This is a genomic window from Peptoniphilus ovalis (assembly GCF_018919265.1).
Classification (GTDB): Bacteria; Bacillota; Clostridia; order Tissierellales; family Peptoniphilaceae; genus Peptoniphilus_A; species Peptoniphilus_A ovalis.
In genome coordinates this window covers 53204-64880 of sequence record NZ_JAHLQO010000004.1, presented here as the reverse complement: position 1 = coordinate 64880, position 11677 = coordinate 53204, and the positions used below count along the sequence as shown (strand labels likewise).

Genomic DNA, 11677 nt, shown 5'->3' with positions numbered 1-11677 from the left:
GGAGGAAATATGGACTATTCTAAACAATATGAATCAAAATTAATTTCTGCTAAAGATGCAGCAGCTATGGTAAAGGACAATATGTGGATTGATTATGCATGGTGTGTTAACACTCCGGTTGCTTTTGATAAGGCTTTAGCTGAAAGACTGGATGAATTAAATGAAATTTATTTAAGAGGTGGGGTACTTCTTTGGGAACCTGAAGTATTTAAAAAGGATCCAGAAGGAGAAAAAGTAGTATGGAATTCTTGGCATGCTGGTGGACCAGACAGAAATAGAATTAATAAAACTCAAGGTGGATTTTACAGTCCACTAAGATATTCTGAACTTCCAAAATGGTATAGAGAAAACTGTAAGGTTGATATTGCAGTAATAGTTACTCCTCCAATGGATAGACACGGTAATTTCAACTTTGGACTAAGTGCATCTCACTTAATGGCAGTTATTGAAGCAGCTGACAAAGTAATTATAGAAGTTAACGAAAAAATGCCAACAGCTCTTGGTGGATTTGAACACGAAATCAATATCAAAGATGTTGACTATATAATTGAAGGAGAAAACCCTGACATTGCAACTCTTCCATCAGGAAGCTTTGGAGAAGTAGATAAGAAAGTTGCGGAATTAATCGTAGAAGAAATTCCTAATGGGGCTACTCTACAACTTGGAATTGGTGGAATGCCAAATGCAGTAGGATCTCTTATCGCAGAATCAGATTTAAAGGATCTTGGAGTTCATACAGAAATGTATGTTGATGGATTCGTTGAAATGGCTAAAAAAGGTAAGCTTACTGGAGCTAAGAAAAATATAGATAGATTTAGACAAACTTATGGATTTGCTGCTGGTTCAAAAGAAATGCTTGATTACATTGATAACAATGCTGATTGTATGGCTGCACCAGTATCTTATACAAATGATGCAAGGGTTATTGCTCAACTTGATAACTTTGTATCAATTAACAACGCAGTAAATATTGACTTATTTGGACAAGTAAGTTCTGAATCTTCAGGATTAAAACACATCTCTGGAGCAGGTGGACAACTTGACTTCGTGCTTGGAGCTTATTTATCTAAAGGTGGAAAATCATTTATCTGTCTATCATCAAAATTCCACAATAAGAAAACTGGAAAAGATGAATCTAGAATAGTTCCTAATTTCGAAACATTCTCTGCAATAACTGCTGCAAGACCAAATACACATTGGATTGTAACAGAACACGGTAAATTTAACTGTAAAGGAATGTCAACATGGCAAAGAGCAGAAGGAATAATTAACCTTGCTGCACCAGAATTTAGAGATGATTTAATTAAAGAAGCAGAAAAAATGAATATTTGGAGAAATTCAAATAAGAGATAATAAATAAAAAAATCCTCCCTTTTGGGAGGATTTTTACATATCAGTCTAATTTTCTAAATAAATCTAATTGAATGACAAGTGTTAGCATAAAGGAAAGTATTATTGCAAGTGGGCTTGATAAAAACACTCCAGTTATTCCTAAGTATTTTGGAAGTATTTTTACAAGTATTACCAAAAACAACATTCCATTTCTTGATATTCCTATTAGAGTTGCACTAAAGGCATATCCTATAGTTTGAAGCATCATATTTGAAGCTGTTATAAATGGAGTTAAGTAGAACACCAGGCTTTGTAAGATTAAGGCAAGTGTTCCAAGTCTAATAATTTCTTCTTCATGTCTAAATATTCCAATTAAATTTTTTGCAAAGATAATTTGAAGTATTGAAACAAACACAAGTAATATACTTGAAAATTTTACTATAAATATAAAGCCTTTTTTAACTCTATCTATTTTTCTTGCACCGAAGTTATAACCACAAACTGGTTGATAACCTTGGCAAAGCCCAACAACCACTGAAGTTGTTAGCTTTGTAATTTGATTAACTATTGCATAAGCTGCAAGTGCGTTATCCCCGTATAGTTTAAGTGATGTATTTACTGAGACAATAGCTAATGATATGAACATTTGTCTAAATAATGAAGGTATACCTCCATTAAAAATTAAGTATAAATATTTGCTGCTTGGTTTAAAGTTTTTAATTGAAATTTTTACCAAGCCTTTTTTATTAATAAAATATAAAAGTACAATAAATACTAAAAATTGAGAAATAATTGTAGCTATTGCAGCTCCTGCAATTCCTAAATCAAGTACAAAGATGAATATCGGATCAAGGATAATATTTAAAATTGCACCTGAAGATAATCCATACATTGCAAGTTTTGGAAATCCCTGAAACCTTAGAATTACATTTAATACAAGTGCTGCACAATAGTAAGGACTAGATAATAAAATTATTCTAAGATAAGAAATAGCATAAGGCGTAATAGTATCAGTTGATCCCAAAATAGGCATTATGCTTGGCAAAATTAAATTACCTACTACTGCAATTATTAGACCCACTATAAGTGCAGAGAAAAACCCAACACTTGCCAAAATACTTGAAGCCTCGTGATCTTTTTTTCCAAGAAATTTTGAAATATTATTTCCAGAACCCTGTCCTAAGAAAAAACCTATGGCTTCAATAAAAGCAATAACTGAAGTCGCGATTCCAACAGCAGCGGTTGCCTTTGCATTAATCTTTGATACAAAAAAAGTATCCGCACTTTGATACAGTGTAATTATTATCATTGAAAATATTGCGGGTACAGATAGCTTTAAAATTAATTTTTCTAAAGGAGTATTTATCATCTCTTCATATTTGTCAATCTCTTTTTCCATTGTCACCTCCAAGGTTATATCTATTATAATACTTTTTAAAGATTTTGCATTAAATAAATTTAATAGTTCTTCCAATAATCACAAACCTCTTTAATTTCTTCTTCTGTAATTATTGGGATATTTTTCTCTTTGAGTTTCTTATCAATTGATGAGATTACAGATAATTTATCACGCGACCAATTTGGTGCTACAAGTTTATCTCTATCGGGATCTCCTGTAAGTCTGTGAATTACAGTTTTATCATTTATATTTTCTATTGAATTAAGGACTAAATCAATATATTCATTCTTTTCTAATATTTTAAAAGGATTTTCTTTATACATTTTATGAATATAAGTATTTTTAGTGATGTATAAATTGTGAAATTTAATTCCAAAAGGTTTAAGTGAATTTGCATAATCAAAAGTATTCTTAAAATCAATGTGATTCTCACCGGGTAGTCCGTAAATTATATGAAGAAGATATTTAATTTTATTCTCATCTAATTTTTTTATAATTTCATCAAATTTTTTGTGAGAATAGCCTCTATTTATAAGTTTAATTGTGTTTTCATTTGTGCTTTGAAGTCCAAGTTCTAAGAAGACTAATTTTTTCTCATTAAGTCTTGTTATTAAATCAACTATTTTTTCATTGATGCAGTCACATCTTGTTGCAATGGAAATAGCAGATATGTCGTCTCTATTAATTATATTTTCATATAAATTTTCTATGTAATCATAATCTCCATAAGTATTTGTAAAGTTTTGAAAATAAGCCATGTACTTTTCAGCTTTCCACTTATTTTTTAAAAAATCTTTTTGCATCTTAATTTGTTTATCAATTTCCTTTGCATCAGATAGAAAATCTCCACTTCCTGAGTCTGAACAAAACACACAACCACTGGTTGAAATTAGTCCATCTCTATTAGGACAAGTAAAGCCTCCATCTAAAGATAACTTTACAGTTTTTCCACCTAAATAAATTTTAAAAAAGTCGTTAAAAGAAAAAAATCTTCTCATAATATCACCAAAGTAATTATATATTTTTATTAACTAAATTTCCAGGATGTGAATTTTTTTAAAATGCTATATAATAGGAATGGGAATTGAGGTATTATGAATTTAAAATTTAAAAATTATATAATATTAGCCGAAGATTTTTTACAGAATAATAATTTAGACAGAGCTCGAGAACTTCTTTTAAAATCATTAGATTATGCAAATGATGAAGAAAAGATTTCAGTTTACTTCGAACTGGCAGATATATATTTCAAAAAAGACGAAAATGAAAAGGCAAAATCTTGTTTTGAAAAAATTCTTGAAATAAAAGAATTACCTGGCGCCTATTATGGGCTAGCAGTTAGTCTAGATTTGTTAAAAGAAGATATTAGAAAAGTTATAAAGAATTATAAAAAGGCAATAGAACTTGATGAAAATTATGACAGGGCTCATTATTATCTAGCTCTTTGTTATGACAAGATTGCAGAGTCAGACCTTGCAATAAAGCATCTAGAAAAGGCAATCGAAATAGATGAATACGACTTTATTAGCTACAATGATTTAGGTTCAATTTATGAAAATCTTGAAAAGAATGATTTAGCAAAAAAATATTTCGAAGAATCTCTAGAGATAAATCCTGATTATGGCAGAGCTTTATTTAATATGGGAGTGCTATATAAAAAACTTGGAGACAATGAAAAGGCACTTCAATATTATTACGATGCCATTGGTAAATTTGACAGCCCATTTTTATTTTTAAATATGTCTGCAATTTATATTGAAGAGAAAGATTATAATGGGAGTATAAAAATTTTAAATAGAGGTCTAGAAGATTTTGATGATTCTGTAAATTTACATTATAATAAATCTTGTTCTTATAGTCTTCTTGGAGAGAGACAAAGAGCAAAGGAAGAACTTTTAAAGACTATTGATATAAAAAAAGAAGCCCTTGACTGGGCAATAAAGGACAGAGACTTATGTGATATAGCAAAGGAGATAAAATGGTCATTATAAAAACAAAAGAAGAAATAAAAAAAATGCAAGTTGCAGGCAGGGTTCTATCAGATGTTCATCACGAACTTAGAGATTTTATAAAACCTGGAGTTAAGACAATTGAAATTGACAGATTTGTTGAAGATTATTTGAGAAAAAGAGGAGCAACTCCTGAACAAAAGGGATACGAAGGATTTCCATATTCAATTTGCGCTTCAGTAAATGATGAAATTTGTCACGGATTTCCAACAGAATATGAACTTAAAGATGGAGACATTATTACAGTTGATATGGTTGTAAATGTCGATGGATGGTTAGCAGATTCTGCTTGGTCATATGAAGTGGGAAATGTATCAGATGAAGCTAAAAAACTTCTTGAAGTAACAAGAGAATCTATGTATAAGGGAATCGAAAAAGCTGTAATAGGAAATAGACTTGGAGATGTAGGACATGCTGTTCAAGAATATGCAGAAAGCCATGGTTATTCTGTCGTAAGAGAATTTTGCGGTCACGGAATTGGTCAAGAAATGCACGAAGATCCACAAGTTCTCCACTATGGCAAACCTGGAAGAGGTTTAAGAATCCAAGAGGGAATGGTATTTACAGTTGAGCCAATGATTAATATGGGCAAGAAAGAACTTACAATTGATGATAATGGATGGACTGCTAGAACTAAAGATGGCTCTTTATCAGCTCAATATGAACATCAAATTGCAATTACAAAAGATGGTCCAATTATTATCACTGATCAAGGCGATTGTTAATTAATGAAAGAAGTAAATTTATTAAAGGGAAATATTTTACATGTATTAACTAAAATGGCTCTGCCCTTAATGGGCACTGCCTTTGTTCAAATGGCATATTCACTTGTAGATTTAATGTGGCTTGGAAGACTTTCCACAGAAGCTGTAGCAGCAGTGGGAACATGTTCTTTTTTTGTGTGGGTCGCCCAAGCCATTACATTAATTTCTAAAACTGGAGTTTCTGTTGGACTTGCTCAAGCTTATGGCCGTGGAGATAATGAAGAATCAAAAGATGTATGGATTTCTGGATTTATAATTAATTTAATTTTTTGTGCAATAATTTCAATATTTTATATTATTTTTAGAAATCACTTAATTGGATTTTATAATCTAGAATCAGAAGTTCATAATATGGCAACTACTTATTTATTAATTGTAAGTATTGGAATGATATTTACTTTTTTAAATCCTATACTTTCATCGGCATTTTTTGCTAAGGGAAACTCTATAACACCCTTTAAGATTTCAGTAATTTCATTATTAATTAATTTAATTCTAGATCCATTTTTAATATTTGGATGGGGAATTTTTCCAAAACTTGGAATAGAAGGTGCAGCACTTGCGACAGTATTTGCACAGATGATTTCCACTTTATTTTACTTATTTGTAGGAATTAGAAATAGAGAAATTTTTGTAAGAGTTAATTATTTTAATTTGCCTAATAATAAATTCTTTAAAGAAATCTTAAATTTAGGAGTACCGGCATCACTTCAATCATTAATCCAAGCTATTGTCAGCATGATATTAAATAAATATATTTCAAGCTTTGGCGCAGTTTATATAGCAGTTTATTCTATAGGCTCTCAAATCGAATCTATATCTTGGATGACTGCAGATGGATTTTCAGTAGCTTTTGCTTCATTTTTTGGACAAAATTATGGTGCAAAAAATTTCCACAGATTAAGAGATGGAAGAAAAGAAGCTATGAAGATTGTAAATGTAATTGGTATCTCAACTTCAATAGTATTATTTTTATTTGCGAGAAATTTATTTGGTATCTTTATACCAGAAGATCCACTTGCTATTGAAAAGGGAGTGGATTATTTAAAGATTATGGCAATTTCTCAGTATTTTATGACCCTTGAAATTGGCACAACTGGAATGTTAAATGGACTTGGACTAACTAAATATCCTGCAATAAATGCTGCAATATTAAATATTTTGAGAATTCCTACAGCACTTATCTTAATGCCAATACTTCATGTAAATGGTATATGGACTGCAATGAGTGTAAGTTCAGTTTGTAAGGGAATATTTTTAACAATAATTTATTATTATTTGCGTAAGAAGACAGAAGGCTTTAAAATAAATATGATTAGGTATACTTGAAAGGAGAAAAAATGTTAAAACAATTTGAAAAACCAACTAATGGCGAAAAAATAGCAATCTTAAAAACTAATAAAGGCGATATTAAAATTAGATTATTTGAAGAAGCTGCTCCAAAGGCAGTGGAAAATTTTACAAGCCTTATTGAAGATAAATATTATGATGGAATAATTTTTCACAGAGTTATTGAAAACTTTATGATTCAAGGTGGAGATCCAAGCGGCACTGGAATGGGCGGCGAAAGTAAATGGAAAAAGCCTTTTGAAGATGAGTTTGACGTAAACTTTAGAAACTTTAGGGGAGCTCTTTCTATGGCAAATGCTGGACCAAATACTAATGGTTCACAGTTTTTCATTGTTCAAGGAGATAAATTATCAGATGATATTATTTCACAAATGAAAGAAGCTGGAGAAAAAAGAGGTTATCCAGAAGAAGTTGTAAAAGCTTATGAAGAAGTTGGTGGAGCATTTTGGCTTGATGGCAAGCATTCTGTTTTTGGTCAAGTATTTGAAGGAATGGATGTAGTTGATGATATTGCCAAATCAAGAGTAAATCCTATGGATAAACCAATTAATGATGTGGTTATTGAAGAAGCTGAAGTAGAAGTTTATCAAGGATAGAAAAAGTATGCACCAATATAAAGGTAGAATGATTTTACACACAGGTTCTATGTTTTCTGGAAAAACTAGTTCCTTAGAAAAGGATTTAAAGAGATTTTCGATAGCAAATTATAAAGTTCTTGCATTTAAGCCAATTGTAGACAGAAGATATTCTAAATCTGAAATAATTACTCATGATAAAATTTCTATCGAAGCAATAGAAGTTGACTCAAGTGCTGAAATCTTAGAAATCGTTGAAAGTAAATCTCCTGAAGTTATAGGAATAGATGAAGTACAATTCTTATCAGATAGCCCAGAAGAAGTTCTTAAAAATTTAGAATATATTCTTTCTATGGGAATAACAGTAGTTATGGCAGGGCTTGATATGGACTACATGGCTGAGCCTTTTGAAATAGTAAAAGAACTTATGCCAAAGGCTGATTATCTCAATAAACATCATGCAGTTTGCAAAAAGTGCGGAGCAGATGCATGGGTATCTCATAGAAAAATAAAATCAGATAAAAGAGTTGAACTTGGAGCGGTGGAAGAATATGAACCACTTTGCAGATCTTGCTACAAAAAAGAACTTGAAATAGATAAGCTAAAGAAAAATCAAGAAAAGTTTTTATAATTTAATAATTTTACAAAGAGACTATTTAATTAATTTTAAATAGTTTTTTTTATTGACAATTATTAATCATTTAATTATAATTTAATCAAATGATTAGAGGTGATTAAATGACGCCAAGAGAAAAGGAAATTATAAATCTCTTAAAATCTAATCCAACAATATCGCAGCAAGAGATTGCAAATGCTTTAAATATAACTAGATCAGGAGTATCAGCTCATATAAATAATTTGGTAAGTGCTGGGTATATCTTAGGTAGAGGTTATATTTTAAGAGAAGAAAATTACATCGCAATCATTGGTGGATGTAATATGGATATAGTGGGTTCAACCACTGATATTTTAAGAGAAAGGGATTCAAACCCTGGTAGAATTGAGTATTCAAGTGGAGGAGTTGCTAGAAATATTTGCGAAAACTTGGCAAGACTTGATGTAAATTGCACGTTTTTATCAGTGCTTGGTCAAGATGATGCTGGAAGAAATATAATGAGTGAACTAAACTCATTAAATGTAGACACATCTAAGATTATGATTACAGAAGGAATTACTCCGCATTATCTAGCAATACTAGATGAAACTAAAGACATGTATGTCGCAGTTTCAGATATGGAACTTCTAAAAAAACTTGATGAAGAATATTTTGAAAAGAATCGTGGCATTGTTGAAAATGCTGATTTTGTAATAATGGATACAAATTTAGAAAAATCTTTTATTGAATACGCTGTTAAAAATGTCACAGCTAAATTTTTGGTGGATGCAGTTTCAACTGCAAAAGCTATGAAATTAAAAGATGTATTAGATAAAATTTATTTCTTAAAAGTAAATATATATGAAGCAAAAGCACTTTCAGGAATAGAAAGTGAAAATATTGAAGAAATTGGTAAAGATTTAATTAATAAAGGTCTAGAAACTCTTGTAATAACTGCAGGTGAAAAAGGATCTTATTATTTTGAAAAAGATTTATGTATTATAAAAAAATCTAGACCAATAGAAGTTGTAAATGCAAGTGGAGCAGGAGATGCCTTTATGGCAGGTTATGCCTATGGACTTTACAATGATTTAGATATAGAAGATAGACTTAGCACTGCTGATGCAGCAGCAAGAATTGCTCTAAAGAGCATTGGAAGCACGTCAAAGGACATGAATGAGAATAATTTAAAAGGAGAAATGTAAAATGAATAAGGAAATACTAAAAAATTACTTAGAATTTAATGATGAAGTTAAAAAAGCTATGGAAGAAGGTAAACCAGTTGTTGCTCTTGAATCAACAATTATTTCTCATGGAATGCCATATCCACAAAATATTGAAACAGCTAAAGCTTGTGAAGAAATTATAAGACAAGGTGGAGCAGTTCCTGCAACTACAGCTATTATTAATGGTAAAATTAAAATTGGATTAACTGATGAAGAATTAGAATTTATGGCAACTTCAAAAGATATTATCAAAGCATCAAGAAGAGACTTTGCTTACATTGTTTCTCAAGGACTTAACGGAGCTACAACTGTTGCATCAACTATTATAGCTTCAAGATTAGCAGGAATTAAAATATTTGTAACAGGTGGACTTGGTGGTGTTCATAGACATGCTGAAACTACATTTGACATTTCAAGAGACTTAGATGAACTTGCATCAAATGACATAATGATTGTTTGTGCAGGATGTAAATCAATTCTTGATATTGGACTTACTCTTGAATATCTTGAAACTAAGGGAGTTCCTGTTTTTGGATACAAAACTGATGTAATGCCAGCTTTCTTTACTAGAAAAAGTGAATTTAAAGTTGATTACAATATAAAAGAACCAAAAGAAGCTGCTGAAGCTGCACTTACTCAATGGAATCTTGGACTTCAAGGAGGAATTCTTCTTACAAATCCTATTCCTGAAGAAGCTTCAATGGACGAAGAAAAAATTAATAAAGCAATTGAAGATGCTCTTGTGGAAGCAGAAGAAAAGCACATCCATGGAAAGGAAACAACTCCATTCTTACTTTCAAAAGTATTAGAAGTTACAGAAGGAAAATCTCTTGAAGCAAATATAGCTCTTGTAAAAAATAATGCAAGGTTAGGTGCTGAAGTTGCAAAATACCTTTACTAATTCAAAGAAAGTTTCAGAATCAAAAGTAGTTTTCACTTATGGAGTTATGCCAACTGATTTAAACACAGGTGGCACAATGTATGGACCAAGAGTTTTTGAAATAGCTGATCACAGTTCGGGAACTTGTGCAATAAGACATACTAGATCAAGAGTTGCTACAATTTCATGCGATAACTTAACTTTTTATAAACCAATTCATCAAGGAGATTTTTTAACTGCTACAACTTATATTTCTGGAGTTGGAAATTCTTCAGTTGAGGTTTTTACAAAATTTGAAAAGGAAGCTCCTATGACAGGTGAGGTTGAACTTTGTGCATTTTGTTTTTTAACTTTTAAAGTTAAAGGACTTGACGCAGGCACAATTCCCGCAATTGAGCCAGAAAATGATGAAGAAAGAAAAGTTATGGAAGGCTACGAAAAAAGAAGAGAGATAAGTAAATTAAGACAAGCATCAAATGCAACTGTAATTAATTTATTTCAAAAATAAAATTTAGAGGCTTGATTACTCAAGTCTCTTTTTTTCGGCAAAATACAATTAATTTAATAATTTTACGGGAAATAAATTAACTTATGTTATAATTTAAAGTATGGTTATAGGAATATGCACTTGTGAAATATTGATTTATGAATGTAATTCTTTGAAGGAAAAAAGATCAGTCATAAAAAGTATTATAAACAAGTCAAAAAATAGATTTAATATTTCAATTGCAGAAGTTGGAGAAAATGATATATGGCAAAAATCAATTATAGGATTTTCAACTATCTCAAACGACACTAAAATTGTGGATGAAACAATTGAGAAAGTTATTAAATTTTTTGAAAGCTATACTGAAATTGAAATTCTAAAAATTAAAAGAGAAATATTGTGAGATTGGTGAATTATTTTGAGTAAACTTTTAACCCATGATGAAGCAGATTACTGCTTAGACATCTTGGAAGAAACCTATCCTGATGCAAAATGTGAACTAGAACACAGAAATCCCTTTGAACTTTTAATAGCTACAATTTTATCAGCTCAATGTACCGATGTTAGAGTTAATAAAGTGACTAATGAAATGTTTAAAGAATACAATATGCCAGAAGATTTTGCAAATATGGATATTCATAAACTAGAAAATTTAGTTAGAGAATGTGGACTTTATAGAAATAAGGCTAAAAATATAAAAGCGGCAAGCAATGTAATAATTGAAGAATTTAATGGAGAGGTTCCAAAGACTATAGATGAATTAATGACACTTCCAGGAGTCGGAAAGAAAACTGCAAATGTTGTAGCTTCAACTTGCTTTGGAGTTCCTGCAATTGCGGTTGACACTCATGTTTTTAGAGTGAGCAATAGAATTGGTTTTGTAAGTGAAAAGACTGTTGAGAAAACTGAAGTTGCTTTACAAAATAAAATTGATAGAGACAGATGGACTAAGGCACATCATTTATTTATTTTTCACGGAAGATATTGCTGTAGTGCAAGAAGTCCACAGTGCGAAAAATGTAGTATAAATCATATATGTAATTATTATTCGGGGGAATAA

At 30.7% G+C, this 11677-nt stretch carries 13 protein-coding genes; 11 read left to right on the top strand and 2 right to left on the bottom strand.

Features of this window, described 5'->3' with window-relative positions; translation table 11 throughout:
- Positions 1-9 precede the first annotated feature (9 nt).
- Complete coding sequence (locus tag KQI68_RS06035; RefSeq protein ID WP_216549232.1) at positions 10-1353, top strand: butyryl-CoA:acetate CoA-transferase; 1344 nt, start codon at positions 10-12, stop codon at positions 1351-1353.
- Between the two features lie 40 nt (positions 1354-1393).
- On the opposite strand, the gene KQI68_RS06030 is transcribed toward KQI68_RS06035, so the two are convergent.
- Both KQI68_RS06030 and mnmL read right to left on the bottom strand, forming a co-directional pair.
- Positions 1394-2731 carry an MATE family efflux transporter gene (locus tag KQI68_RS06030; RefSeq protein ID WP_216549231.1) on the bottom strand — a complete coding sequence of 446 codons (1338 nt, stop codon included), beginning with the start codon at positions 2729-2731 and terminating at the stop codon, positions 1394-1396.
- 59 nt (positions 2732-2790) lie between these two features.
- A complete protein-coding gene (gene mnmL, locus KQI68_RS06025; protein ID WP_216549230.1) occupies positions 2791-3729 on the bottom strand; it encodes a tRNA modification radical SAM protein MnmL/YtqA in 939 nt (312 codons plus the stop codon).
- Positions 3730-3825: 96 nt separating this feature from the next.
- Between mnmL and KQI68_RS06020 the strand changes: the two genes are divergently transcribed.
- The 10 genes from KQI68_RS06020 (at position 3826) to nth (ending at position 11677) form a co-directional block, all read left to right on the top strand.
- On the top strand, positions 3826-4722 hold the full coding sequence (locus KQI68_RS06020) for a tetratricopeptide repeat protein (protein WP_216549229.1): 897 nt from the start codon (positions 3826-3828) through the stop codon (positions 4720-4722).
- On the top strand, positions 4710-5465 hold the full coding sequence (gene map / locus KQI68_RS06015) for a type I methionyl aminopeptidase (RefSeq protein ID WP_216549228.1): 756 nt from the start codon (positions 4710-4712) through the stop codon (positions 5463-5465). The genes KQI68_RS06020 and map overlap by 13 nt, the downstream gene beginning before the upstream one ends.
- Before the next feature lie 3 nt (positions 5466-5468).
- Positions 5469-6833 carry an MATE family efflux transporter gene (locus tag KQI68_RS06010; RefSeq protein WP_216549227.1) on the top strand — a complete coding sequence of 455 codons (1365 nt, stop codon included), beginning with the start codon at positions 5469-5471 and terminating at the stop codon, positions 6831-6833.
- Positions 6834-6844: 11 nt separating this feature from the next.
- The gene (locus KQI68_RS06005) at positions 6845-7450 is read left to right on the top strand and encodes a peptidylprolyl isomerase (protein ID WP_216549226.1); all 606 of its coding nucleotides are present in this window, start codon (positions 6845-6847) and stop codon (positions 7448-7450) included.
- A gap of 7 nt (positions 7451-7457) precedes the next feature.
- The gene (locus KQI68_RS06000) at positions 7458-8060 is read left to right on the top strand and encodes a thymidine kinase (protein ID WP_216549225.1); all 603 of its coding nucleotides are present in this window, start codon (positions 7458-7460) and stop codon (positions 8058-8060) included.
- A 107-nt stretch (positions 8061-8167) separates the two neighbouring features.
- A complete protein-coding gene (locus tag KQI68_RS05995; protein ID WP_216549224.1) occupies positions 8168-9229 on the top strand; it encodes a carbohydrate kinase in 1062 nt (353 codons plus the stop codon).
- Between the two features lies 1 nt (position 9230).
- Complete coding sequence (locus KQI68_RS05990; RefSeq protein WP_216549223.1) at positions 9231-10151, top strand: pseudouridine-5'-phosphate glycosidase; 921 nt, start codon at positions 9231-9233, stop codon at positions 10149-10151.
- Positions 10132-10638 (top strand): acyl-CoA thioesterase, encoded by a 507-nt coding sequence (locus tag KQI68_RS05985; RefSeq protein ID WP_216549222.1) that lies wholly within the window; start codon positions 10132-10134, stop codon positions 10636-10638. The genes KQI68_RS05990 and KQI68_RS05985 overlap by 20 nt, the downstream gene beginning before the upstream one ends.
- Before the next feature lie 100 nt (positions 10639-10738).
- Positions 10739-11020, top strand: a complete 282-nt coding sequence (locus tag KQI68_RS05980) for a DUF503 domain-containing protein (RefSeq protein ID WP_216549221.1) — start codon at positions 10739-10741, stop codon at positions 11018-11020.
- Positions 11021-11035: 15 nt separating this feature from the next.
- Positions 11036-11677 carry an endonuclease III gene (gene nth / locus KQI68_RS05975; protein ID WP_216549220.1) on the top strand — a complete coding sequence of 214 codons (642 nt, stop codon included), beginning with the start codon at positions 11036-11038 and terminating at the stop codon, positions 11675-11677.

Coding starts and splice junctions, on each gene's coding strand:
- KQI68_RS06035 (WP_216549232.1), top strand. CDS start 10: ATGGACTATTCTAAACAATATGAATCAAAATTAATTTCTGCTAAAGAT.
- KQI68_RS06030 (WP_216549231.1), bottom strand. CDS start 2,731: ATGGAAAAAGAGATTGACAAATATGAAGAGATGATAAATACTCCTTTA.
- mnmL (WP_216549230.1), bottom strand. CDS start 3,729: ATGAGAAGATTTTTTTCTTTTAACGACTTTTTTAAAATTTATTTAGGT.
- KQI68_RS06020 (WP_216549229.1), top strand. CDS start 3,826: ATGAATTTAAAATTTAAAAATTATATAATATTAGCCGAAGATTTTTTA.
- map (WP_216549228.1), top strand. CDS start 4,710: ATGGTCATTATAAAAACAAAAGAAGAAATAAAAAAAATGCAAGTTGCA.
- KQI68_RS06010 (WP_216549227.1), top strand. CDS start 5,469: ATGAAAGAAGTAAATTTATTAAAGGGAAATATTTTACATGTATTAACT.
- KQI68_RS06005 (WP_216549226.1), top strand. CDS start 6,845: ATGTTAAAACAATTTGAAAAACCAACTAATGGCGAAAAAATAGCAATC.
- KQI68_RS06000 (WP_216549225.1), top strand. CDS start 7,458: ATGCACCAATATAAAGGTAGAATGATTTTACACACAGGTTCTATGTTT.
- KQI68_RS05995 (WP_216549224.1), top strand. CDS start 8,168: ATGACGCCAAGAGAAAAGGAAATTATAAATCTCTTAAAATCTAATCCA.
- KQI68_RS05990 (WP_216549223.1), top strand. CDS start 9,231: ATGAATAAGGAAATACTAAAAAATTACTTAGAATTTAATGATGAAGTT.
- KQI68_RS05980 (WP_216549221.1), top strand. CDS start 10,739: ATGGTTATAGGAATATGCACTTGTGAAATATTGATTTATGAATGTAAT.